The organism is Nonomuraea sp. NPDC049486 (assembly GCF_040676925.1).
Lineage (GTDB): Bacteria > Actinomycetota > Actinomycetes > Streptosporangiales > Streptosporangiaceae > Nonomuraea > Nonomuraea ferruginea.
This window is the reverse complement of the sequence record NZ_JBFAPV010000016.1, coordinates 1-22,163: the sequence shown is the minus strand read 5'-3', so window position 1 is coordinate 22,163 and position 22,163 is coordinate 1. Positions and strand designations below refer to the sequence as shown.

General features: G+C 71.0%; 21 protein-coding genes and 1 pseudogene. 11 read left to right on the top strand and 11 right to left on the bottom strand.

Annotated features, from left to right (window positions below; translation table 11 throughout):
* Nucleotides 1-137 precede the first annotated feature (137 nt).
* Genes AB0K05_RS35605 through AB0K05_RS35590 form a run of 4 tightly spaced genes read left to right on the top strand, consistent with a single transcriptional unit; the run spans nucleotide 138 to nucleotide 4,202 of the window.
* Nucleotides 138-1,460, top strand: coding sequence for a sugar ABC transporter substrate-binding protein (locus AB0K05_RS35605; RefSeq protein ID WP_271275839.1), 1,323 nt, complete (start codon nucleotides 138-140; stop codon nucleotides 1,458-1,460).
* The gene (locus AB0K05_RS35600) at nucleotides 1,457-2,365 is read left to right on the top strand and encodes a sugar ABC transporter permease (RefSeq protein WP_271275838.1); all 909 of its coding nucleotides are present in this window, start codon (nucleotides 1,457-1,459) and stop codon (nucleotides 2,363-2,365) included. The genes AB0K05_RS35605 and AB0K05_RS35600 overlap by 4 nt, the downstream gene beginning before the upstream one ends.
* A complete protein-coding gene (locus tag AB0K05_RS35595) occupies nucleotides 2,365-3,210 on the top strand; it encodes a carbohydrate ABC transporter permease (RefSeq protein ID WP_148032158.1) in 846 nt (281 codons plus the stop codon). The genes AB0K05_RS35600 and AB0K05_RS35595 overlap by 1 nt, the downstream gene beginning before the upstream one ends.
* Nucleotides 3,207-4,202, top strand: coding sequence for a LacI family DNA-binding transcriptional regulator (locus tag AB0K05_RS35590; protein WP_364235162.1), 996 nt, complete (start codon nucleotides 3,207-3,209; stop codon nucleotides 4,200-4,202). Before AB0K05_RS35595 ends, AB0K05_RS35590 begins: the two co-directional genes overlap by 4 nt.
* 46 nt (nucleotides 4,203-4,248) lie before the next feature.
* Here AB0K05_RS35590 and AB0K05_RS35585 read toward each other — a convergent pair whose 3' ends face one another.
* The gene (locus tag AB0K05_RS35585; protein ID WP_364235160.1) at nucleotides 4,249-6,765 is read right to left on the bottom strand and encodes a DUF6493 family protein; all 2,517 of its coding nucleotides are present in this window, start codon (nucleotides 6,763-6,765) and stop codon (nucleotides 4,249-4,251) included.
* A gap of 77 nt (nucleotides 6,766-6,842) precedes the next feature.
* Here AB0K05_RS35585 and AB0K05_RS35580 point away from each other — a divergent pair, with 77 nt between their 5' ends.
* Both AB0K05_RS35580 and AB0K05_RS35575 read left to right on the top strand, forming a co-directional pair.
* Complete coding sequence (locus AB0K05_RS35580; RefSeq protein WP_364235157.1) at nucleotides 6,843-7,820, top strand: aldo/keto reductase; 978 nt, start codon at nucleotides 6,843-6,845, stop codon at nucleotides 7,818-7,820.
* A complete protein-coding gene (locus AB0K05_RS35575) occupies nucleotides 7,817-8,557 on the top strand; it encodes an SDR family oxidoreductase (RefSeq protein WP_364235468.1) in 741 nt (246 codons plus the stop codon). The genes AB0K05_RS35580 and AB0K05_RS35575 overlap by 4 nt, the downstream gene beginning before the upstream one ends.
* Before the next feature lie 100 nt (nucleotides 8,558-8,657).
* On the opposite strand, the gene AB0K05_RS35570 is transcribed toward AB0K05_RS35575, so the two are convergent.
* Together AB0K05_RS35570 and AB0K05_RS35565 are read right to left on the bottom strand one after the other, a co-directional pair.
* A complete protein-coding gene (locus AB0K05_RS35570) occupies nucleotides 8,658-9,470 on the bottom strand; it encodes a MerR family transcriptional regulator (protein WP_271275834.1) in 813 nt (270 codons plus the stop codon).
* 84 nt (nucleotides 9,471-9,554) lie between these two features.
* Nucleotides 9,555-10,295, bottom strand: a complete 741-nt coding sequence (locus AB0K05_RS35565; RefSeq protein WP_364235154.1) for a sugar phosphate isomerase/epimerase — start codon at nucleotides 10,293-10,295, stop codon at nucleotides 9,555-9,557.
* A 195-nt stretch (nucleotides 10,296-10,490) separates the two neighbouring features.
* Here AB0K05_RS35565 and AB0K05_RS35560 point away from each other — a divergent pair, with 195 nt between their 5' ends.
* Nucleotides 10,491-11,480: a hypothetical protein gene (locus AB0K05_RS35560; protein ID WP_364235151.1), complete on the top strand. Its 990-nt coding sequence runs from the start codon at nucleotides 10,491-10,493 to the stop codon at nucleotides 11,478-11,480.
* Between the two features lie 96 nt (nucleotides 11,481-11,576).
* On the opposite strand, the pseudogene AB0K05_RS35555 reads toward AB0K05_RS35560, so the two are convergent.
* Nucleotides 11,577-11,912 (bottom strand): annotated as a pseudogene (locus AB0K05_RS35555) (class I SAM-dependent methyltransferase); the annotation flags it as partial.
* Between the two features lie 29 nt (nucleotides 11,913-11,941).
* On the opposite strand from AB0K05_RS35555, the gene AB0K05_RS35550 reads away from it, so the two are divergent.
* Nucleotides 11,942-12,694 (top strand): NUDIX domain-containing protein, encoded by a 753-nt coding sequence (locus tag AB0K05_RS35550; protein ID WP_364235148.1) that lies wholly within the window; start codon nucleotides 11,942-11,944, stop codon nucleotides 12,692-12,694.
* On the opposite strand, the gene AB0K05_RS35545 is transcribed toward AB0K05_RS35550, so the two are convergent.
* Complete coding sequence (locus AB0K05_RS35545; protein WP_364235146.1) at nucleotides 12,691-13,761, bottom strand: ADP-ribosylglycohydrolase family protein; 1,071 nt, start codon at nucleotides 13,759-13,761, stop codon at nucleotides 12,691-12,693. The genes AB0K05_RS35550 and AB0K05_RS35545 overlap by 4 nt on opposite strands.
* Before the next feature lie 55 nt (nucleotides 13,762-13,816).
* Entirely contained in the window at nucleotides 13,817-15,133 is a 1,317-nt protein-coding gene (locus tag AB0K05_RS35540; RefSeq protein WP_364235143.1) for a M64 family metallopeptidase, read from the bottom strand.
* 229 nt (nucleotides 15,134-15,362) lie between these two features.
* Here AB0K05_RS35540 and AB0K05_RS35535 point away from each other — a divergent pair, with 229 nt between their 5' ends.
* Entirely contained in the window at nucleotides 15,363-16,319 is a 957-nt protein-coding gene (locus AB0K05_RS35535) for a LysR family transcriptional regulator (RefSeq protein ID WP_364235140.1), read from the top strand.
* Nucleotides 16,320-16,365: 46 nt separating this feature from the next.
* Here AB0K05_RS35535 and AB0K05_RS35530 read toward each other — a convergent pair whose 3' ends face one another.
* Nucleotides 16,366-17,580, bottom strand: a complete 1,215-nt coding sequence (locus AB0K05_RS35530; RefSeq protein WP_364235137.1) for a P1 family peptidase — start codon at nucleotides 17,578-17,580, stop codon at nucleotides 16,366-16,368.
* Between the two features lie 232 nt (nucleotides 17,581-17,812).
* Here AB0K05_RS35530 and AB0K05_RS35525 point away from each other — a divergent pair, with 232 nt between their 5' ends.
* Nucleotides 17,813-18,988, top strand: coding sequence for an esterase-like activity of phytase family protein (locus AB0K05_RS35525; RefSeq protein ID WP_364235134.1), 1,176 nt, complete (start codon nucleotides 17,813-17,815; stop codon nucleotides 18,986-18,988).
* Nucleotides 18,989-19,384: 396 nt separating this feature from the next.
* On the opposite strand, the gene AB0K05_RS35520 is transcribed toward AB0K05_RS35525, so the two are convergent.
* Both AB0K05_RS35520 and AB0K05_RS35515 read right to left on the bottom strand, forming a co-directional pair.
* A complete protein-coding gene (locus AB0K05_RS35520) occupies nucleotides 19,385-19,675 on the bottom strand; it encodes a hypothetical protein (protein ID WP_271275829.1) in 291 nt (96 codons plus the stop codon).
* Between the two features lie 188 nt (nucleotides 19,676-19,863).
* Nucleotides 19,864-20,076 carry a DUF397 domain-containing protein gene (locus AB0K05_RS35515; protein ID WP_271275828.1) on the bottom strand — a complete coding sequence of 71 codons (213 nt, stop codon included), beginning with the start codon at nucleotides 20,074-20,076 and terminating at the stop codon, nucleotides 19,864-19,866.
* Between the two features lie 153 nt (nucleotides 20,077-20,229).
* On the opposite strand from AB0K05_RS35515, the gene AB0K05_RS35510 reads away from it, so the two are divergent.
* Entirely contained in the window at nucleotides 20,230-20,496 is a 267-nt protein-coding gene (locus AB0K05_RS35510) for a winged helix-turn-helix domain-containing protein (protein WP_271275849.1), read from the top strand.
* Between the two features lie 33 nt (nucleotides 20,497-20,529).
* Here the strand turns inward: AB0K05_RS35510 and AB0K05_RS35505 are convergent, their stop codons facing one another.
* Nucleotides 20,530-21,051 (bottom strand): opioid growth factor receptor-related protein, encoded by a 522-nt coding sequence (locus AB0K05_RS35505; RefSeq protein WP_364235130.1) that lies wholly within the window; start codon nucleotides 21,049-21,051, stop codon nucleotides 20,530-20,532.
* A 7-nt stretch (nucleotides 21,052-21,058) separates the two neighbouring features.
* The gene (locus tag AB0K05_RS35500) at nucleotides 21,059-21,997 is read right to left on the bottom strand and encodes a macro domain-containing protein (protein ID WP_271275826.1); all 939 of its coding nucleotides are present in this window, start codon (nucleotides 21,995-21,997) and stop codon (nucleotides 21,059-21,061) included.
* Between the last annotated feature and the right edge of the window lie 166 nt (nucleotides 21,998-22,163).

Genomic DNA, 22,163 nt, shown 5'->3' with positions numbered 1-22,163 from the left:
TGTGAACGTGCACAGTAGCGCGCGTCACCGTTCTTGGAAACCGACCAGGAGACTAACGAGAACATAACGGGCCCTTGACCCCGCACTGATGGCTGATCCAGTCTGTGCACGTTCACAGAGAACATCTGGAGGTATGCATGCGTGCCACACGCCTCGGAGCCGCCTTGGCCGCAGCGCTCGCGGCCACCCTGACCCTGTCCGGATGTGGCGGCGGCGAGCCCGCCGGCACTCCGGAGGCGGCGCGGACGCAGTCTCAGGCCCCGCAGGGCCCGGTCAAGCTCACGTACTGGACGTGGGCTCCGAACATGGACAAGGTCGTCGAGGTGTGGAACAAGGCGCACCCCGACATCCAGGTGACGGTCAGCAAGCAGGCCGGGGGCGACGACGCCGCCGCCAAGTTCCTCACCGCGGCCAAGGCCGGCAACCCGCCGGACCTGGTGCAGGCCGAATACCAGCACCTGCCGTCGTTCGTGGCGGCCGAGGCGGTGGCCGACCTCAAGGCCGAGACGGAGGCGGTCAAGGGCGAGTTCGGCGAGGGCGTGTGGGGGCTCGTCACGCTCGGCACCGAGGGCGTGTACGCGGTCCCGCAGGACAGCGGCCCGATGATGCTCTTCTACCGCCAGGACCTGTTCGACGAGTACGGCATCGAGGTCCCGAAGACCTGGGACGAGTACGCCGAGGCGGCCCGCGCCGTGCGGAAGAAGGACCCCAAGGTCTACCTGGGCACCTTCTCCAGCAAGGACCCCGGCGCGTTCACCGGCCTCGCCCAGCAGGCGGGCGCCCAGTGGTGGTCGATCAGCGGCGAGGCCTGGAAGGTGGACATCGCCGACGCGCCCACCGTCAAGGTCGCCGACTACTGGGACGGCCTGGTCAAGGAGGGCGCCATCGACGACACGCCGTACTTCACCCCCGAGTGGAACAAGGCGCTCGCCGACGGCAAGCTGCTCACCTGGCCGTCGGCGATCTGGGCGCCGGGCACGCTGGAGAGCAACGCGCCCAAGGCCGAGGGCAAGTGGGCGATCGCCCCGATGCCGCAGTGGAACGCCGGCGAGAACCACACCGGCTTCTGGGGCGGCTCCTCCGTGGCGGTCGCCGCCAAGTCGCCGAACAGGGCCGCCGCGGCCCGGTTCGCCACCTGGCTCAACACCGACCCGGAGGCGGTCGGCGCGCTGGTGAAGGAGGCCGCGATCTATCCGGCGGCCACCAAGGCGCAGACGGCGCTCACCGAGGCGCCCGGCTACTTCGCCAACCAGCCGGACTTCTGGCAGCAGGCCGCCCAGGCCTCCGCCGGGGCGCGCGGCTTCACCTTCGGGCCCAACGTCGGCGTCACGTACAACGCCTTCAGGGACGGCTTCGACAAGGCGTTGCAGGACGGCAGCCCGTTCTCCGGCGCCGTCAGGGCGATGCACGAGGCCACCGTCGCCGACATGCGCAAGTCCGGGTTCTCGCTCGCGTCATGACGTACTCCGCGAAGAGGCGGCGCGCCGCGCGCCGCCCCTTGCTCGCCCCGTACCTGTTCCTCACCCCGGCGATCGTGCTGTTCGTGCTGTTCCTGGCGGTGCCGATCGGTTACACCGCCTACCTGGCGATGCGCCGGACCCGGGTGTCCGGGCTCGGGCTGGGGGGCGGGTCGCGGCGCGAGGTGTTCGCCGGGTTCGACAACTTCGCCGCCGCGATCACCGACGGCGAGCTGTGGGCCGGGTGGCTGCGGGTGCTCGGGTACGGCGCGATCGTGCTGGTCGTGATGCTGGGGCTGGCGCTCGTGTTCGCGCTGGCCCTGGACTCGGCCCGGGTGCGGCTGGCCCGCTTCGGCCGGATCGCGATCTTCCTGCCGTACGCGGTGCCCGGCGTGGCCGCGTCGCTGCTGTGGGGGTTCCTCTACCTGCCGTCGCTCAGCCCGATCCGGGCGGTGCTGGACGTGGACCTGCTCGGCGCGACCACGGTCACGTACTCGATGGCCAACGTGGCGGTGTGGGGCGGGACCGGCTTCAACATGCTGGTGCTCTACACGGCGCTGCGGGCGGTGCCGCGCGACTACTACGAGGCGGCGCGGCTCGACGGCGCCACCGAGACGCAGATCGCGCTGCGGATCAAGATCCCGCTGCTGATGCCGGCGATCATCCTGACCACCGTGTTCTCGATCATCGCGACGATCCAGGTGTTCACCGAGCCGACCACGCTGCGGCCGTTCACGAACACGATCAGCTCCACGTGGAGCCCGCTGATGAAGGTCTACCGGGACGCGTTCGTCACCGGTGACCTGTACGCGGCGGCGGCCACCTCGATCGTCATCGCCGCCGTCTCCTTCGTCCTGGCGTTCGGATTTCTGCGCGTGGTCCGCGACCGCGCCTTCGGGGAGGGCTGATGGCCGCCGTCACGACCCGCCGGTCCACCGGTCTGCTGCCGACCGCCGTGCTACTGGCCGGCGCGATCTACTGCCTGTTCCCGGTGAGCTGGGTGCTGATCGCGGCGACCAAGTCGCCCGGGGAGCTGTTCACCACGCCGACCATGGCCTTCGGCACCGGCTTCCTCTCCAACGTGTCCGATCTGCTCGCCTACCGCGACGGGGTGTTCTGGCTGTGGCTGGTCAACACGTTCGTCTACGCGGGCGGCGGTTCGCTGCTGGCCACCGTGGTCGCCGCGGTCTCCGGGTACGCGCTGGCCAAGTACCGCTTCCCGGGCCGGGCGCTGATCTTCAACCTGCTGATCGGCGGCATCCTGGTGCCGGCCGTGGTGCTGGCCATCCCGCAGTATCTGCTGTTCTCGAAGGTGGGGATGGCGGACACGTACTGGGCGGTGCTGCTGCCGCAGATCCTGTCCCCGTACAGCATCTACCTCGCCCGGGTGTACGCGACCGCCGCCATCCCGGACTCGCTGCTGGAGGCCGGGCGGATCGACGGGGCCGGCGAGTGGACGCTCATGTCGCGGGTGGCGCTGCCACTGATGGTGCCGGGCATGGTGACGATCTTCCTTTTCCAGTTCGTGGCCATTTGGAACAACTTCCTGCTGCCGTTCATCATGCTGGGCGACGACGGCAAGTTCCCGCTCACGGTCGGGCTCTACACGCTGCTGGCGGCCGGGGCCAACCAGCCGGCGCTGTACAACCTGATCCTGACCGGCGCGCTGCTGTCGATCATCCCGCTGATCGCGCTCTTCCTCACGATGCAGCGATACTGGAGGACAGACCTGTCCTCCGGAGCGGTGAAATGAAGCGCCCTACCATCCACGACGTCGCCGCTGCCGCGGGCGTGTCCCGCGGCACGGTGTCCAGGCTGCTCAACGGCGACCGCTACGTCAGCCCGGCCGCGCGGGCCGCGATCGAGCGGGCCATCACCGAGACCGGCTACGTCGTCAACCGCGCCGCCCGCAGCCTGGTCACGCAGCGCACCGGCTCCGTGGCCATGGTGCTGTCGGAGCCGGACCAGATGCTGTTCGAGGACCCCAACTACAGCACGCTCATCCGGGTGGCGATCCGCCGCCTGGCCGAGCGCGACATCTCGCTGGTGATGATGCTCGCCGGCAACGAGGGCGACCGCGACCGGGTGGTGCGCTACGTGCGCGGCGGCCACGCCGACGGCGTGCTCCTGGTGACGACCCACGCGGGCGACCCGCTGGCCGACGCCCTCGCCGCCGCCGCCCCCGCCGTCTCGTGCGGCGCGGTCATCGGGCGCGAGAACGTCATCCCGTACGCGGCCGCGGACGATCGCCTGGGCGCCCGGCAGATGACCGAATACCTGGTGAGCCGGGGCCACAAGCGGATCGCCATGATCACCGGCCCGATGGACACCCCCGGCGGCATCCAGCGCCTGGAGGGCTTCGCCGACGTGCTGGGCCGCAAGGCGTCCAAGAAGCTCATCGCGCACGGCGACTGGACCCAGGCCAGCGGCGAGCGAGCCATGGCCGAGCTGCTGGAGCGCACCCCTGACCTCGACGCGGTGTTCGTCGCCTCCGACCTGATGGCGGCCGGCGCCCTGACGACCCTGCGCGCGGCGGGCCGGCGGGTGCCGGACGACGTGGCGGTGGGCGGCTTCGACGACTCCTCGGTGGCCACCTCCACCCTCCCGCCGCTCACGACGATCAGGCAGCCGCTGGCGGAGATGGCGAACGCGACGATCACCCTGCTGCTGGCCCGGCTCGACGGCGCCGAGAAGCCCGAACCGGTGGTGCTCCCGACAGAGCTCATCATCCGAGAGTCCGCCTGACCCCGTCTCCCCTTGCCGGGTCATGCGCCGACTGTCATATGCGGTTTCACCCCGCGAGCAGTTGGTGGAGCCGTCGTGCTTCCCGCACCAGCCGGGTGGAGCCCTTGCGCGCCGCTACGGCCGCCAGTTCCGGGATCTCGCCGCGCGCCCCGGCGAGCGCGGCGGCCCGGGCGCCCACGGCGAGCAGGTCCGCGAGCCCGTTGCGCGGGCGCTCCCCCGCGGCGGGCAGCACGCGCGGCAGCAGAGGGGCCACCACCGGCCACACCGCCGCGTGCGCCCCGGCCTGGACCGCCTCGTCGAGCGCGGACACCACCCGCGACAGCATGACCAGCCCCGGCGGCAGCAGCCCGGCGACCGCCCCCGCCAGCCGCTGCGCGGGCACCTCGTCCCGGGCGGCCAGGGTGAGGAGCGCGTCCACGGCCGCCGCCCGCTTCGCGACGTCCGGCTCGCTCATCCCGACGGCCAGGGCGTGCGCCACCGCCGTCCCGGCGGGCCCGTCGCCGTGCGCCAGCGCGGCGAGCGCGAGATGCCCGTCGCCCCAGGCGTCGAGGGCGGTCAGCAGATGCGCCGCCACCAGCTCGCGATGCGACGGCGCCGCCATCGGCCACCAGCGCATCGTGGAGGACCAGGACGTGTCCCGCCGCGCCAGGTCGTGCAGCGGCTCCGGCAGCTCCAGCTCGGACTGGAGCTCCTCGCCCGCCCACCCGTATCCGACGCGCCTGACCATCGAGCACCGGACCTCGGGGTCGGGCAGTCCGCCGCCGCGCAGCCACGCCGCGCACTCCCGGCCCGCCCGCGTGCCGAGCTTCTCCGCCCGCTCCGCCACCGCCTCGCCGACCGTACGCGGCAGCCGCAGGAGGGCGTGCGCGAGGTCGGCGGGCAACGGCTCCAGGCCGGCCGACGCCAGCCGTTCGAGGCGGTCGAGCAGCACCTCGGGAGCGATGTGGCCGGTGCCGGAGGTAGGCGTGGCGAGCAGGAGGGGCGGTGCGGACGCCGTCTCGTAGGCGGCGATCAGTTCGCGGGCCCGCGCCTCGTAGAGCCGGTCCAGCCCGCCGCCTTCGCGGTTGACCCGGCCGCCGCGGATCAGCGCGGTGAGCCGCAGGCTGTCTTCCGGTGAGGCGAACGCGAGCACCGCCCGCATGAGCAGCTGGTGGAGCCGCTCGTCGCTCCCATACGGGTGATGGCAGCCGAACAGGTGCGGGTCCAGCGGATGCCACCAGGGTCGCAGCGCCTCGCGCAGGGTGTCCGGCTCCCGGTGCGCCCACTCGGCGAGCCCGGCCAGGACCCGCTCGAACGTGTCCGCTCCCGACTTCGGCCCCACGGCGGCGACCGCCTCGGCGAGTTCGCCCGGCGACGCGATGGGCGGCGGCGGGCTCGGCGCGGGCGCCGCGACCAGCGCGGGCGCCTCGGCCGCATCGGCCTCGACGGCTTCCCCGTACGCGCCGGCGATCTTCTCCCGCAGCTCGGCGGGGAGCCCGCCCGCGGCGTCCAGGACGGCCTGCCGCCCTTCCTCGCCCGCCCGTCCGGCCAACCGCACCGCCGCCCGGACGGCGTACTCCTGCAGCGCGAGCGTGTCCTGCCGGAACACCGCCGCCACCACCGCCAGCGCGGCGTCGACCCGTTCCGGCCCGCGCCCGGCGGCGTCACGCGCCCACGCGACGGCCGCCCGCACGAGCTTCTTCTCCTGCCGGAACGCCAGCGCTCCCGCCGCCTCGGCGAACAGCTCCGCCTCCAGCCGCCCCGCCTCGTCGGCCTGCCGCAGCCGCGCCAGGGCCATGTCAGCCACGGTGACAGGCGCGGCGGGCAGGATCGCCGCGTAGTCGCGGACCCGCCCGGCCACCTCGTCGAGGTCCGGAGCCAGGTCGTCGTGCAGCTGGGCGAGCACCGGCGGCGCGTCGGGCCCGTCGCGCAGCAGCCGTCCCATGACCTGGCCGAGCACCTCGCCGCGATCCAGGCGACCGCTCTCGATCAGCCGCAGCACGCCATCGCGCTGCGGCCACGAGAACGCCTCCCGCAGCCCGGCCGTCTCGAAGATCCTGGGCGCGAGGTGCGGGAACAGGGGATCGTCAGCGCCCGGCGCGGATCCGAGCCGCCGCACCCACCCGGTCAGGAACGGGTCGCTGTCCGGCGGCTCGATGCCGGTCGCCCTGACCAGAGCCGCGACGATCTCCCACTCGCGTTCCTGGTCCGCCCGCAGCCGCAGCACCGTCCGCCGGGCGAGATCCTCCTGCCACTCCACCGGGCGCGTACGGACCAGGCCGAGGACGCGCGGCGCGTCGTCGCCCGCCGGATCGCGCCACCGGAGCTCGCGCCGGAAGATCCACGAGGTCACGGCCGCCGCCCCGCCGAGGCAGCCGACGCCCGCCATGAGCAGGGGCCGTAACTGGCCCGTCCACTCCCAGAACCTGCCGGCGTACGCCTTGTTCTGCGCCGCGAGGTAGGGCGCGAGCTCGGCGGCGACGGCCTTCCTCGCGTCCGCGTCGAAGGCGGCGACGGAGCGGACGGTGCCGGCGGTGTCGCCGGCCTGGATCAGCTTGAGAAGATCTTTCCACGGTGCGGACATGGCGCGGACCCTACTGACCCGGCCCGACAATTCACCGATCCGGCGACCTCAAGCCAGGTATGGAAGAGTTGCCGTCCATGGAACAGCGTGTGTTGGGACGTACCGGACGGCGAGTCGGTGTGGTGGGACTGGGAGCCTGGCAGCTCGGGGCCGACTGGGGGCAGGTGAGCGAGGACGACGCGGTCGCGACGCTCTCGGCGGCGGTCGGCGACGGGGTGACGTTCATCGACACCGCCGACGTCTACGGCGACGGCCGCAGCGAGCAGATCGTCGGCCGGTTCGCCAAGGCCCACCCGGACCTCACGGTGGCCACCAAGATGGGCCGCCGGATGGACCAGGTGCCGGAGAACTACGTGATGGCGAACTTCCGCGCCTGGAACGAGCGCTCCCGCCGCAACCTCGGCGTCGACACCGTCGACCTGGTGCAGCTGCACTGCCCGCCCACGCCGGTGTACTCGTCCGACGCGGTGTTCGACGCGCTCGACACGCTGGTCGCGGAGGAGAAGATCGCCGCGTACGGGGTGAGCGTGGAGACGTGCGAGGAGGCGCTGACGGCGATCGCCCGGCCGGGCGTGGCGACGGTGCAGATCATCCTGAACGCGTTCCGGCTCAAGCCGCTGGAGCGGGTGCTGCCCGCGGCCCGCGAGGCGGGTGTCGGCATCATCGCCCGGGTGCCGCTGGCCAGCGGCCTGCTGTCGGGCCGGTACGACGAGAACACCACGTTCGCGCCCGACGACCACCGCACCTTCAACCGCCACGGCGAGTCGTTCGACGTGGGCGAGACGTTCTCCGGCGTGGACTTCCGCACCGGCCTGGAGGCGGTCCGGCGGCTGGCCCCGCTGGTGCCCGAGGGGGCGACGATGGCGCAGTTCGCGCTGCGCTGGATCCTCGACCAGCCCGGCGTGTCCGTCGTCATCCCCGGCGCCCGCAACCCGGCCCAGGCCGCCGCCAACGCCGCCGCGGCCGCGCTCCCGCCCCTCCCGCCGGAGACCCTCCAGGCCGTACGCGACGTGTACGACGAGCTCATCCGCCCGCAGGTGCACGACCGATGGTGAGCCGGAGGGTTCTCGTCACCGGGGCGTCGCGGGGCATCGGACGAGCCGTCGCGACGGCGTTCGCCGAGCTGGGTGACCGGGTGGCGGTCCACCACCGCGACTCCCCCGCCCTCGCCTCCGGCCTGCTGGACGAGCTGCCGGGCGAGGGACACACGGTCGTCCAGGCGGACCTGGCCGACCCGGAGGCGGTGCGCCGCGTCGTGGACGAGGCGGCCACCGCCCTGGGCGGCATCGACGTGCTGGTCAACAACGCCGGCGTGTTCCTGCACCACCCGGTCACGGACCTCACCTACGAGGAGTGGCAGGCGGCCTGGCGCCGGACGCTCGACCTCAACCTGGCCGGCGCGGCGAACATGATCTGGTGCGCGCTCCCCCACATGCCGCGGGGCGGCCGCATCGTCAACGTCTCCTCGCGCGGCGCCTTCCGCGGCGAGCCTGACAGTCCCGCGTACGGCGCCAGCAAGGCGGGCCTGAACGCGCTCACCCAGTCGCTCGCGGTGTCCCTGGCGCCGAAGGGCATCGCGGTGGCGGCGGTCGCGCCGGGCTTCGTCGAGACGGACATGACGAACGAGCACCTCAAACCGCCCAGGGGCGACGAGATCCGCGCCCAGAGCCCGTTCGGCCGCGTGGCCCGCCCGGAGGAGATCGCCGCCGCCGTCGTGTACCTGGGCTCGCCGGAGGCGGAGTGGGCCAGCGGCACCATCATCGACCTGAACGGCGCCAGCTACCTGCGCTGAGAGGCGGGGCCGGGTGGTAGGAGAATGGCATCTTCGACTTCTGACATCGCCGATCACGGCTCCCGGCGAGATTCTCCGGGAGCCGTGTTGCCGTAACGTGTCAGACCTTGTTCACCGGTTCCTGGAGTTCGGTGACCCACTCGTCGTGGTTGTCGGGACACTCCAGGTTGATCTCCCGGGGGTAGCCGACGGAACGGTAGCCGTTGGCGTCGATCCAGCGGCCGAGGGTCTGGACGGTGGGCAGGACGGTCTCCATGGAGCCGCGGTGCATGACGGTCGCCGCCTGCTCGACGGGCGGCAGGTCCACGATCCGCAGCCCGTCGTCCTCGCCGAGGGGCGCGGAGACCTCGACGCCCGCTCGGATGAGGATCCCGCCGTCCGGCGCGTCCTCGTAGCAGGCGACCGCGGGCCCGGAGGGGGCGATGCCCGCCGCCTCCAGGCGCCGGGACAGCTCCTCGTAAAGCGGCTGGATGACCGGGCCGACGGTGTCGAAGTCCGGTGCCACCGCGGTCAGTTCGGCCACCCGCACGCTCGGCAGGCTCTTCAGTACGACATCGTTGCTGGGCATCTGCCCCTCGCTCTCGATCGAGCGGAGCCTCGCCTCGACCTGGGCCAGCCGGGCCGCCGCCGCCGTGATCGCCGCCTCCAGGTCGGCGCGCCGCAGCCGGAGCATGGCGCGCAGTTCCCCGATGGTCACCTTCTCGTCCAGGATCGCCCGGACCTGTTGGAGGGTGAAGCCGAGGTCCTTGAGCGCGATGACGCGGTTGAGGCGGGCCAGCTGGGCGGCCGTGTAGTAGCGGTAGCCGGTGGCCGGATCGACGTGGGCCGGGCGCAGCAGACCGGTGGCGTCGTAGTGACGCAGCATCCGGACCGAGACGCGACCGTGCCTGGCGAAGTCTCCGATGGTGAACATGATGTCTCCAAGTCGACCGCCTGACACGGTGTGAGGGTCAAGAACGCGGCACGGATGCCGAGGCCTGAGCCGGCGGAACGTGGACTACCCGCCGAGCCCGTCGAGATAGGCGCGGGAGGCGGCGAGGGCTTCGAGCATGTCGCCGTCGCAGCGGTCGAGCTCGACGATCCGCCAGGCGTCGGCGGGGGCGGCCGCCAGGATGTCCGGGATCGGCAGCGTGCCGGAGCCGACCGCGGTCATGGCGTCGTCGACGGTGCCGGGGCCGTCCTTGACGTGCAGGTGGGTGACCCGGTCGCCGAGCCGGGCCAGCAGGCCGGGCACGTCGGCGCCGCCCACCACGGCCCAGTAGAGGTCCACCTCCAGCAGGACGTCCGGGTCGAGCAGTTCGGCGAGCACCTCAAGGGCGTGCCGGTCGCCGATCCGCGCCGACAGCTCCCAGTGGTGGTTGTGGTAGCCGAGCCGCAGCCCCGCCCCGGCGGCGCGGGCGGCGGCGGCGTTGATCAGGCGGGCGCTCTCCTCCACGGCGGCACGATCGGAGAACCCGTCCGGCGGGATCGCCGGGATGATCACCGTGTCCGTGCCGATGGCCGCGGCGGCCTCCAGCACGGCGGGCGCGTGCTCGTCCAGCAGCGGCCCGTGCAGCGAGCAGGCGGTGAGCCCGTTCGCCTCCAGCAGGTCGCGAAAGGCGCGCGGGTCGTCGCCCAGGAGCCCGAAGGTGGGCTCCACGGCCCGGTACCCCATCGCGGCGAGGGACGTCAGAGTCGTCGTCGGCCGCACGGTCATCTCGGCGCGTACGGAGTAGAGCTGGACGGCGGGAACAAGCACGACATACCCCCTGCGACTACACGATCCAGTCCATTGATCTTAAGGAGCCGCCGGCATCCCGGGAAGCGGCGCCACCTTCGAGGGCTCACCACGCACTGAAGTAATTCGTATTAGCAGGTTGACTCGCGCTTTTCGCTGACCGATGCTCGGTGATCACACCGGCCCCCCGCCGGTGTGATCACGAAAGGGCAGAGCATGTCCGATCCGATCCTCGACCGCCGCACGATCCTGCGCGCCGCCGCAGGCACGGCCGTCGCCCTCCCCGCACTCTCCTCCCCCGCCGCCGCTGCCGCCGCCGGGCCCGCGGGCTTTCCCTCGTACGCCTACCTCGGCCGGTCGCTGAACACCTCGGCGCTGCGCTACAACCCGACCGGCGAGCTGATCTTCCCGTGCGTGCGCGGAACGTACGACCGCATGCCGGGCGGGCTCGGCAGGTACTACCTCTACTACGCCCCGCACGACGCGCCCGGCGGCATCTGCCTGGCCTACGGCGACTCACTCGCCGGGCCGTTCACCGAGTATCACGCCAACCCGATCGTCAGCCGGCAGTGGGGCTCGCACTTCAACGTCAGTCACGTGTCGTCACCGCACGTGCTCTGGCACGCCGCCTCCCGCCGCTGGTACCTGTACTTCCACGGCGAGAACAGCACGACCCGGCTCGCCACCTCGGCCAACGGGGTCGACTTCAGCTACCACGGCGTCGTGCTGAACACCTCGATGGTGCCCGGCATCTCGGAGGCCTCCTACGCGCGGGTCTTCGACCACGCGATCCCGGCGCGGGGCGCCCGGTACGTGATGGTGTTCATGGGCAACCACGGCGGCAACCGCAAGATCTTCTGGGGCTGGTCGGGCGACGCGGTGAGCTGGCAGTTCGCCCCTAACCCGCTCATCTCCCCCGCGGGCGACGGCCTGACCGACCTGAGCGGGCCGCACCTGCTCAAGCGCAACGGCACCACGTACGTCGTCTACCACGGCAACTCGGGCAAGATGTATCTCACCGAGGTCGGCAACTCCTTCGACCGGGAGGTGCACCTCGGCGTCTTCCACACCCCGCTGACCGGCGGCCCCGACTCCCGGCGCTCGGCCGCCCCGGCCTTCGGCACCGACGGCGGCGTCTCGTACATGTTCTACGAGGCGGGCCAGCGCGGCTCCACCGTGATCGCCGTGGCCCGCGCCACCTCCTGATCCCGTACCTCCTCGACCCCGCTGAGCCCCGTCCTGTCCCTCCCGGGTTCGGCGGGGCCGGGCGTCGCCCGCCGCGTGCTTGCCGGCCGGCGAGTCTGCGAAGATCAGGTCGAACGTCCCGAGCGCGGACAGCATCTCCAGCGCGTCGCCCGTGCGGAACTCCACGAACCCCGGCCACTCCCCCTGCCGGGCGAGCCCGGCGCGCCCGGCGTCGCGCTCGATGGTGGTGACGGTGACGTCCGTGCGCGGCGTCAGCCCGGACGCGAGCCAGGCCGTCCCCACTCCCGTCCCGGTCCCGATCTCCAGCACCCGCGCCCGCGCCGGCAGCCCGGCGGCGAGCACGGCGAGGAGCCGTCCGACACCCGGGTCACACGAGTACGCGAACCCGGCCCGCTCCGCCCGCTCGGTGGCCCGCCGTACGAGATCCTCCATGAGCACAGGATTCCCTATGCTGCCGACCCATGACGATCGACGGTGACTACGGCCTGCCCGGTTCGCTCGGCAGGGTGCTGCGGGCGGTGGCGGACGAGCGGGTGGCGCAGGACCGGCGGTGGGGCGTCCAGGAGGGCCTCACCGACGGCACCGGCCCGCAGCACGGCGACGAGGCGGAGCGGGCGAAGCGGGAGACCGGGGAGGCGTCCCGGGAGGGGCGGCTGACCTGGCGGCACGTGCTGGTGGAGGAGGTGCTGGAGGCGTTCGCCGAGGAGGACCCCGACCGGTTGCGGGCGGAGCTGACGCAGGTGGCGGCCGTGGCGGTCAAGTGGATCCAGGACATCGACCGGCGCGCCGCCCGGGACCGGTTCCGGGCGATCGTGGACGTGCACGTGCTGCTGGTCCGCGACGGCGAGGTGCTGATGGGGCGCCGATCCGGCACTGGATACGCCGACGGGCTGTGGCACCTGCCGAGCGGCCATCTGGAGGCGGGCGAGTCGGCGACGGAGGCGGCGGCGCGGGAGGCCCGCGAGGAAGTGGGCGTCCGCGTCGACCCCGCCGACCTGGTCTTCGCCCACGTGATGCACCGGGCACCGGAGCGGGTGGGGCTCTTCTTCGTGGCGGAGAGGTGGGCGGGCGAGCCGTACAACGCCGAGCCGCACAAGTGCTCCGAGCTCGGCTGGTTCCCGCTGGACCGGCTGCCGCAGGACACGGTCGGCTATCCGGCCGAGGCGCTGCGCGGCATCGGGCGCGGTGAGGCTTTCGGCCTGTACGGGTTCTAGCCCGGCGGATACTTGGCCGGGTCGGCGCGCCCGCGGCCGGCGAAGTCGTCGGCCAGTTCGGTGATGGTCTCGCGGCCTTCCAGCAGATACAGCCAGGCGACCGGCAGGGCGTCCTCGCCGCGCACGGCGCCGAGAAGATTGCCGGTCATGGAGCCGGTGGAGTCGCTGTCGCCGGAGTGGTTGACGGCCAGCAGCAGCGCCGCGGCGAAGTCCTTCTCGCGCGTGAGCGCGCAGTAGACGGCGATGGCCAGCGCCTCCTCGGCCACCCATCCCCCGCCGAGGCTCTCCACCCGCTCCGGGCTCGGCTCGCCCTTTCCTGCCAGCTCGTCCGCCGCCCGCAGGGCGACGCTGGTCTCCTCGTGCCCGGGGTACGTGGCCAGCAGGCGGAGCGTCTCGTGGACCGCCTCGTACAGGGTCAGGTCCTCGGCCACGAAGTGGACGAGGGCGGCGAAGGCGCCGGCCGCGTAGTAGCCGGTGGGGTGGCCGTGGGTGATCCGCGCGCAGGCGGCGGCCAGCTCGAACGCCTCCCGCGCGGAGCCCCCGAGAAGCCCGAACGGCGCCGACCGCATGACGGTGCCGCAGCCCTTGGAGTCGCGGTTGACCGGCCCCGGCTCTCCCAGGGGCCCGTCCCGGCCGGGCCGCGCGCGCAGCCCCGACAGGCACGCGTTGCCGGGCGCCCGCCGCGCGTACAGCCACCGCTGCTCGCGCAGCCAGCCCGTACGGTGGTGCGGGTCGCCGGGCGGGGGCGGGGCGTCGTGCCGCTGGGTGTCGAGCCAGCGCAGGTAGGCGGACCGGACCACCTCCGGGGTGTCCGCGAACCCCCGGGTGGCGGCCCTCAGCTCGGCCCTTATCAGCCCTTCCAGCGTGAAGAGCGTCATCTGGGTGTCGTCGGTGATCAGGCCCGCGCGGCCGATCCCGTCGGTCACCATGCCGGTGACCCCGGCCTGCCCATGACGGGCGCGGATGCCCGCGATGGAGTCGAACTCGATCGCCCCGCCGAGCGCGTCGCCGATCGCCCCGCCCAGCACGCATCCGCGGACCCGGCTCCGGTACGTCACTTCCGCCATGGCCCACACCTTATGCCCGGCCTTGTCGCGTACGGGAAGGATGGGCGCGGCCCTGTCAGTGGGCGTGCTTGTGGCCGAACGTCCAGGTGATCGTGGAGGTGAGGGCGTTCTCGCGGTACGCGGGATCGCGGATGAAGCCGGTGGAGTCGGAGACGACGACGGTATAGGTGCACGAGTGCTTCGACCGCAGGTCCTTGCGCCCGCACCACGGAGCCTCGGGCTTGCCGCGCTGCTTGGGCGGCTTGTGCTCGCCGGCCTGCACGGAGGCCAGGCCGGCCCACTCCGCGATCTCGTGCCCGTTGACGAACCACCGGGTGGACACGGTCGGGATGTCGACGTGGGTGACGGTCAGGGTGGCCGACTTACGGATCGGCCTGTCGCTCGGCGGGGTGGCGGCGTCGACGATGCCGGTCAGCTCGTAGAACTTGCGGGTCATCTCCTCGCGGCCGACCGAGTTGAAGGGCTTGCGCAGGGTGCGCATCAGCGAGTCGTCGCTGGGCCGGTGGATGCCGAGATTGTGGTAGTAGGCGCCTTCGAAGGCGCCGATGACGCCGCCGTCGGGGGTCTCGGCCCCGAGCCAGCGCCACCACTTGGTCCGCCGCGCGGTCTGCTCTCCGGCGTCGTGGACGGAGACGTTGGCGTCCGGCGGCTCCTCGCCGGTGTAGACGCTGCCGTCGTCGGGATAGGCCCAGTACGGGTACTCGTCGGCGAGGTCGCCGAGGGAGTGGCCGAGTTCGTGGGGAAGGATCTCCGGGCCGGAGACGTGTCCGCCGGAGAAGGTGACCAGGTCCTCCTCGATGTAGCCGGCTCCGCCGTACGTGCCGCTGTTGACGACCACGGCGATCTGGTCGAAGGCGGGCGCCAGGGCGGCGTAGGACTCGGCGGCGGGCACGTCGACGCAGACCAGGCGTGCCAGCCCGTCGCAGTAGTAGGTGCTGTGGAGCGCGGTGTCCTTCTCGATCCCTTCGGCGGGGTCGTTGTCGGAGCCGGAGTCGTTGGAGACGACGTTGACCTGCCAGACGTTGAACAGCTTCCGGTAGCTCTTGAACGGCTCGCGCTCGGCCAGCAGGTTCCAGCTGGTCTCCACCTGGGAGGTGTAGAGGTCCATCTCGGACTCGGTGAAGCCGTCGCCCAGGTAGACCAGGTCGATGCGCTTGTCGCTGGGGCCGTTCACCTCGATGGGCGTCACGGTGGCGGACGGCGCCTGCCGGGACCTCGCCCGCGGGCCGATCTCGCCCGGCACGTCGGTGTAGCCCCGCGGCCCGCTCTCGTCGAAGATCTCCACCTTGTGGTCATCGGACGCGGTCGCGGGCGGGACCGAGAAACACGTCGCGAGGAGTACGCCCCCCACGACCAAGCCAAGTTTGCGCATATTTGTCTCCATCGACAGCGATATGGCGCAGATTGTTCGCGGCTGCGCGTTCATGGGGCAATAACGCTGCGGTGTCGATCCGGGCCGGCGGCAGAGGGCGTCCGGCGGGCCGCAGGTCGGCGCGCCACATAACCCGGGAGTTATCCCCTTTCGGGATGGCCCTCCTCGTGGGTACGGGCACCCACGCGCGCCCGATCACCCTAGGGTTATGTCGTACTAGATTTGCCGCATGCAGCTGGAGTTGCGGCACCTTCGGACGTTGTGCGAGATCGCGAACGCGGGCAGTCTCAGCAAGGCGGCGGTCGTCCTGGGCGTCTCGCAGCCCGCTCTCACCGCCCAGCTGCGGCGGATCGAGGCCACGCTCGGCGGGCAGATCTACCGGCGCGGCCGGCTGGGCATGACCCCGACCCCCTTCGGCCGGTTCGTGCTGATCCGGGCCAGAGCGGCGCTCCAGATCGTGGACGAGCTGATGACGGACACCACGCCCGCCCCGGACCGGCCGCGCGTCGCCCGGATGGGCGGCTACGCCAACCCGGTGCTCGGCGGCCTGCTGCGCAGGCTGTTCGGGACGCCGGGCACGCCGATCACCGTGCACACCGAGCACTCGCCCCGCCTGCTCATGGACCTGCTCGCCTCCAAGCGGCTGGACGCGGCCACGCTCGTCGACTACCCCGGCCACGAACTGGCCGTGCCCACCGCGATAGGCGTGCGCCCCATCGCCATGGAGCCGGTCTTCGTCGCGATGGCCGCAGGCCACCCTCTCGTGTCACTCGAAGAGGTGCCCCTCGCCCGGCTGGCCGACGACGACTGGGTCCTGTCGCCTCCTGACGGGGCGGGCTGGCCCGAGTGCTTCGTCACGGCGTGCCGGGACGCCGGCTTCGAACCTCGGGTGCCGCACATCATGATCGAGGCGCCGATGATCCGGCTGCTCGTCGCCGCGGGGCAGGCCGTCACGCCGTGCCAGGCCACGTTCCCGCCCGGCGACGGCATCGTGGTCCGCCCGCTTGCGGGCGCCCCGCTGTGGATGAGGCACCTCGTCGCCTGGCGCCTCGACGGCGCGCTCGCCGACCGGGCGGGCGAACTGGTCGCCCTCGCCACGCAGGCCCACCAGGAGGCGCTGGCCGCCCACCCGGTCTACAGCGCCTGGCAGGCACGACGTCACTTCGGAGGTGATCCGCAGCACTGAGGGGGCCGCTCCCCCGGCACGTGCGGGGAAGCGGCCCGATGCGGTGCTACTGGGGCAGCGGGGCCACCTCGCGCACCTTCTCCGCGGCGGCGGCCAGCGAGTCCCTGGTCACCTCAGGCGCCTCGCCCTGCTTGTTCTGCGGCAGCGGCTTCACCTTCTTGCAGGCGGACGGGTAGCGGTCGCAGTAGCTCTGGGTCGTGCCGACTGACGTGGCGTTCAGCATCGCGTGGCCGGTGGCCCGGGTCAGCGTGTCGGTGGCGGCGTTGAAGATCTCGTTGAGCCGGCGCGAGTCGGCCGGGTTGTTGACCCGCAGCGGGGTGCCGGTGCCGGTCGACATGCCGAAGATCGTGTCGCCGTCGCCCAGCGTGTGGATCGGGCTGATCGCGCGGGCCAGACCGTCCTGGGAGTTGCCGGCCATCCGCGCGGCGGCGGCCTTCTCCAGCGGCGCGTTCGTGGCGACCACGGCGATCGTGGTGTTCAGCGACGGGGCGTCGGCCTTGGCTTCCGGCCGGCACTCCTTGGCCTTCGGCGTCTCCAGGCCGCGGAACTCGCCCGCCACCTCGTACCGGGCCGCGAACAGCGAGCAGTCACGCGGGTCGACCGGCGAACCGGCCGAGTTCACCACCACGATGGCGCCGACCACGGTGCCGTCGCTGAGGGTCATGCTGGCGGTGCCGACGCCGCCCTTCAGCCCGCCCGCGCGGGCACCGGTGCCGCCGCCGACGACGCCCTGACGTACCGGACCTTCCTTGGCGGCCTGCGCGGCGAGGTAGCCCCATTCGGGCGTGGTGCGGGCCTTGAAGTCGCCGCCACGGCCGAGGTCGTAGATGTCGGCGGCGGGGACGATCGGCGCGACTCCCGAGCCGACCCTGACGCCCTCGCCGCGCTCCTCCAGCCAGCGGATGACGCCGTCGGTGGCGGCCAGCCCGTACATGCTGCTGCCGCCGAGCATCACCGCGTTCACGCCGGGGTTGGAGTTGAGCGGGTCGAGCAGGTCCGTCTCCTTCGTGGCGGGGGCGCCGCCGCGCTGGTCGACGCCGGCCACGGACATCGTCGGGGTGTAGATCACGGTGGTGCCGGTCAGGTAGGGCGCCCTGGCCGACTGGACCTGCCCGACCTTGATGCCGGGCACGTCGGTGATCGCGTTGTCGGGGCCGGGCAGCCCGGGGGTGTTCGCGGCGGTGGCGGCCTGCGCGGACGCGCTTCCGGGGACGGTGAGCATCAGTGCTCCGGCCAGCAGTGCGACGAGGCGTGGCTTCATGGATCCCTCATTCCAGTGGGGGGCGGGAAGGGACGTCGGGGAGTGCGCGCGCTACTGAGTGCACTGAGGCTACTGGTCGGACCAGCAAAGGTAAAGATCGTAGTGTGCCGATTTGTAGCTATAGTCGGCGTTTTCGCCAGTACGTCCGCGATCGCGTGAGTTCGCCGGCCCCCTGCCGGAAGGACGTCCGACGTTGGGCGTCGATTAACACGGCCTCCCTAGCGTGCCCGACATGAAACGTGCACTGCTCGCCCTCGGTGTCGCCACGCTGGTCACCGGCCTCGCCGCGCCCGCCGCGGCCAAGCCCGCCGCCCCCGGCCGGGCCACCCTCACCGGGTTCGCCTCGCTGCCCGCCGAGACTTTCGTACCGAACAGCGAGACCTCGGGCACCCAGCTCGGCCCCGACCCGGTCAACGGCCTCACCCCGCCCTTCGCCGGCCAGCCCGTGCAGGGCTTCAGCGGCATCGTGCCCCGGGGCGGCGGCGTCTACGAGATGCTGTCCGACAACGGCTTCGGCAGTAAGGGCAACAGCGCGGACTACCTGCTGCGGGTGCACCGGGTCGAGCCCGACCTGCGGGGCGGCACGGTGAAGGTGCTCGGCGGGTTCGACCTCGCCGACCCCGACCGGCACATCACGTTCCCCATCACCAGGGAGGACCGCCGGCTGACCGGCGCCGACTTCGACGTGGAGTCGATCGTGCGCGCCACCGACGGCACCTACTGGATCGGCGACGAGTTCGGCCCGTTCCTGCTGCACTTCTCCTCGACGGGCAGACTGCTCGAAGCGCCCATCCCCCTGCCCGGCGTCCAGGCGCCGGAGAACCCGTTCCTGAACGGCGCCGAGCCGAACCTGGGCCGCAGCAAGGGCTTCGAGGGCATGGCGCGCTCGCTCGACGGCAAGCGGCTCTACCCGCTGCTGGAGGGCACCGTCAGCGGCGACCCGGCCGGCACCCTGCGCATGTACGAGTTCGACGTGCGCGAGCGGGCCTACACCGGCAAGCGCTGGACCTACCCGCTGGACGCCCCCGGCCACGCCATCGGCGACGCGGTCGTCGTGGACCGGAACCGGTTCCTGATCATCGAGCGTGACGGCGCCCAGGGCGACGCGGCCAGGACCAAGAAGATCTACCTGGCCGACGTCCGCGACCGGAACCACGACGGCGCCATGGACAAGACGCTCGTCGCCGACCTGCTCGACATCGCCAACCCCAAGGGCCTCGGCGGCTTCGGCAGGACGTTCCGCTTCCCGTTCGAGACGATCGAGGACGTGGCCATCCTCGACGACCGCACCCTGATCGTCGCCAACGACAACAACTTCCCGTTCTCCACCGGCCGCACGCCCGGCAAGCCGGACGACAACGAGTTCATCACCATCAAGCTGCCGCGCCCGCTGCACGCCACCCGCTGACCCTCATGTGCCCGTGCCCCTCCCGCCCTGGGAGGGGCACGGGCACGTCGCCTCCTCGGCGTGCACGGTGGAGCCGACCTCGTGGAAGAGCCCTCTTCCGGCCCTCCGCCGATCCGGCAGGTGGTGGCCATCCGGGAGACCGGCAGCAGTGAGCCGTCGCCCCGCTCGAACCACTGACGCTCCCCCTGCGCGGTGCCGCCGGTTCGGCCTGAGGGCTGACCTCCATGATCTGCCCTCGGTTACCCATGAGGACGGCAACGACCACGAGGTTGTGCTCGGCACCGAGACGGTGTGCGGAGGCTTGCCTGCCGGGGCCAAAACAGAAGGCACGTTCGTGATGAACGCGCCTTCCGGGGGGCCGTGGCCCCGGATAAGCATGTCGCCGTAGTGGCTGCTTCAAGCAGACCCCGGGCACTGGTGCGGGACATGCCGGTTCGGGCAGCAGATCATGCCGATCGTGGCGAACCGGCCGCCGTGCAACCACTCACCCCATTGCACGTCCACCCCGCGGGGCAACAGGTCGCGGGCGGACTGCAACCGATCTTTCATCGGGATGCGGTCGGGCCACAGCAGCGCGGTGCAGGTCCTGCCGTACTCCTCAGCCAGCCAGGCCACGGCGGGGCCGACCTGGTCGAAGGTGGCCGCGATCCGTGATGGGGGTTTGAGCAGCCAGTCGCCGGTCCGCATCGGAGGGAGGAGCGACGCGGGAAAGTCCGGCGAGGTGGGGCGGCGACCGGCCTCGTTCGCACGTTCCGATCCCGGGCCGGTCCACTGGTAGGCGTGCCAATGCATGGTGAGGCGCTCCGGGTACGGTTGGGGGCGGCGGCCCCTGCTTGCTGTGATCAGGCAGGGACCGCCGTCGACGCGGGTGATGCCTACAGAGTGGACAGGCCGGCGGCGCGAAGCTCGTCACCGGTGAACCGGAGCGTCCCGGCATCCGGGTTCTTCGAGTCACGCACCGCGTAAGCGTCCTCCTCCCCCGGGATGGGCGCGATCAGGACACAGGTGTCCATCTCCTCCTCCTGCTGGTTGCCGCCACAGGCCCGGCTGAACGACACCCCTTCGAGGTGACAGCCATACAGATCCATTGCGTGGTCTTCCTTTCGTCCGAGCCCTCAGGGTCGGGCTCCGTTCTGGCCCACGAACGGTACCTGTACCCGCCTATTCATGGCTAGTCCAAGCCCGACCTATACTGTTTGGTCTAGCTATGGAAGTCAGTGACGGTTTAGGGTTCGGCCGTGATGTTGCCTGATACGCCGTGGACTGAAGACGACTGGAATCCGGAGTTCTATCGGTACGAGCAGATCGCGGACTGGATCCAGCAACGGATCGAAGCGGGAGAATATCCTCCACGAACCGTGCTCTCCGAAATTCAGCTCCAGGGATATTTCGGTACGGGACGCACCACCATTCGCAAGGCGTTCGAAATCCTCCGCGAGCGCGGGCTGATCATCACGAAGCCCGGCAGAGGATCCGTGGTCATGCGAAGGGCAGGCACAACGGACTGATATTCAAGCACTGGTTACCCCGCTTGGCACCTGTCACTTGACCACGGCGTTGCGCCAGTAGCGGACGCTCGTCGCACCGATGACATCGGCATACTCCTGATATATCTCCTCCAGACAAGCCAGGAGCGCTTGAGCGTGCTTCTCAAGACCAAGAACGGTGAGCGAACGCAGGATCCTGCTGATACGCAAGAAATTGTGGTTGTACGGGGTGAGCCATACAGAGGCTCGGTCGGAGAAGTCACCACCGGGTGAGACCCGAGGCGACTCGAAGGGACCGTCGAGCCTCAAGCCATAGAAGGCGAGCATCCGGAGCAAGGATTCCGTCAGCTCGTTCTGAAGGCCGCGATCGGACCTGAACGCCTCGATGTCGTTCTCGTTGAGGACTGGTGCGTTGTGATTCGCCATACTGGGCTCTGGTAGCGGGAAAAGCCACTGGATGTAGTCGTGGACCGCTTCCAGGGCAAGGAAGTCCTGGCTGCGGACATCATCAAGCGAACGTCCGCGGTCATCGGTGCCGATCTGCCGGTAGAAGGCGACGACAGCGCTGGTTTTCATAGGCTCTTCACGTTGATGTCGGCTCGCAGACGCTTACAGCGATTCTGAGGAGATGTGCCGCCTCCCGGAGGGAGACTTGGGGAGGACTCTTGTCGTCAGCACGGAAGACGACCACGTTGATGCCGATTCTTCGGTAAGCGTCAGCGTAAAGAATCTCCGACCAGGCGAGCAGCTGGGCAAGGAGTGCACGGGTGGGCTTGATCGAGCCGTGCCCGGCACCGAGTAGAGGAAGATACACGGTGGACAGACGACGGTCGCGGGCCACGGTGCTCGCCCTGCGAGCGATCAGAGCCAGCGCCACCGGATCCGCCCGTAGCCCCTCGCCCTCCCGTTCGGTGGTGGCGGCAGCAACCAGCAGGTGAAAGTTCCCTTCCAGGGGTCGGTCGATGTAGGCCGCCGTCCCCAGCCTGTAGCTGCGGGTCTCCTTGCCGTTGATCTTGACGATCTGGGCAGGCATACCAGCCAGACTCTCGGCGATGGCCCGCTCCAGATCGGCGACGCGCCCCCTGTAGTGGGCATGGACGAAGGCCCCCGCGGCGCTTCTGGTGTCACTCAGGCACGTGCCGTTGAAGTACTCGTTGGCGGGCAGGACGATCAGAGCGCACGACGGGTCGCCGGCGATCTCTTCTATGCGGCCGAGCCTGATGGACAGTTCATTCTCACCGATGCGCGTACTGACGGAGTCAGCGTCCGAGGTGATTCTTATTCGACGCTTGGCAGGCACGGGAAAGGCCATGGCGGGAGTTTGCAAGGTGCTGACGGCGGCGAGTACAACGAGTCCCAACCCCACCAAGGCCACCGGATAGACCGGAGCCGCGAGCGGCACTATATCCAGCTTGGCGATATCCTTGACCTGAAAGAAAGAGACAAGAAGAAATAGAGTGCCGATCGCCAGAGCGATGACCTGGAACCTGACCTGGACTAACGCTTCGATCATGCCTTGCATAGGGCTGGCATCCTTGGCTGTCACCTGCGTTTCTGGCCTGGATCGTACATCAGCCGGCTGGAGCGTCACTTAGTGCGTGTTTGAGAAGATCGTTCATGTACGGCGTGGCAGCGTGACGACCGGCTCGCGAGCGGCCAAGGTGTCCGGATGCCCCCGCAGCGCTACC

Bases quoted from the DNA above. Each gene is read 5' to 3' on its own strand.
- AB0K05_RS35605 (WP_271275839.1), top strand. From the start codon at position 138: ATGCGTGCCACACGCCTCGGAGCCGCCTTGGCCGCAGCGCTCGCGGCC.
- AB0K05_RS35600 (WP_271275838.1), top strand. From the start codon at position 1,457: ATGACGTACTCCGCGAAGAGGCGGCGCGCCGCGCGCCGCCCCTTGCTC.
- AB0K05_RS35595 (WP_148032158.1), top strand. From the start codon at position 2,365: ATGGCCGCCGTCACGACCCGCCGGTCCACCGGTCTGCTGCCGACCGCC.
- AB0K05_RS35590 (WP_364235162.1), top strand. From the start codon at position 3,207: ATGAAGCGCCCTACCATCCACGACGTCGCCGCTGCCGCGGGCGTGTCC.
- AB0K05_RS35585 (WP_364235160.1), bottom strand. From the start codon at position 6,765: ATGTCCGCACCGTGGAAAGATCTTCTCAAGCTGATCCAGGCCGGCGAC.
- AB0K05_RS35580 (WP_364235157.1), top strand. From the start codon at position 6,843: ATGGAACAGCGTGTGTTGGGACGTACCGGACGGCGAGTCGGTGTGGTG.
- AB0K05_RS35570 (WP_271275834.1), bottom strand. From the start codon at position 9,470: ATGTTCACCATCGGAGACTTCGCCAGGCACGGTCGCGTCTCGGTCCGG.
- AB0K05_RS35560 (WP_364235151.1), top strand. From the start codon at position 10,491: ATGTCCGATCCGATCCTCGACCGCCGCACGATCCTGCGCGCCGCCGCA.
- AB0K05_RS35550 (WP_364235148.1), top strand. From the start codon at position 11,942: ATGACGATCGACGGTGACTACGGCCTGCCCGGTTCGCTCGGCAGGGTG.
- AB0K05_RS35545 (WP_364235146.1), bottom strand. From the start codon at position 13,761: ATGGCGGAAGTGACGTACCGGAGCCGGGTCCGCGGATGCGTGCTGGGC.
- AB0K05_RS35540 (WP_364235143.1), bottom strand. From the start codon at position 15,133: ATGCGCAAACTTGGCTTGGTCGTGGGGGGCGTACTCCTCGCGACGTGT.
- AB0K05_RS35535 (WP_364235140.1), top strand. From the start codon at position 15,363: ATGCAGCTGGAGTTGCGGCACCTTCGGACGTTGTGCGAGATCGCGAAC.
- AB0K05_RS35530 (WP_364235137.1), bottom strand. From the start codon at position 17,580: ATGAAGCCACGCCTCGTCGCACTGCTGGCCGGAGCACTGATGCTCACC.
- AB0K05_RS35525 (WP_364235134.1), top strand. From the start codon at position 17,813: ATGAAACGTGCACTGCTCGCCCTCGGTGTCGCCACGCTGGTCACCGGC.
- AB0K05_RS35520 (WP_271275829.1), bottom strand. From the start codon at position 19,675: ATGCGGACCGGCGACTGGCTGCTCAAACCCCCATCACGGATCGCGGCC.
- AB0K05_RS35515 (WP_271275828.1), bottom strand. From the start codon at position 20,076: ATGGATCTGTATGGCTGTCACCTCGAAGGGGTGTCGTTCAGCCGGGCC.
- AB0K05_RS35510 (WP_271275849.1), top strand. From the start codon at position 20,230: ATGTTGCCTGATACGCCGTGGACTGAAGACGACTGGAATCCGGAGTTC.
- AB0K05_RS35505 (WP_364235130.1), bottom strand. From the start codon at position 21,051: ATGAAAACCAGCGCTGTCGTCGCCTTCTACCGGCAGATCGGCACCGAT.
- AB0K05_RS35500 (WP_271275826.1), bottom strand. From the start codon at position 21,997: ATGCAAGGCATGATCGAAGCGTTAGTCCAGGTCAGGTTCCAGGTCATC.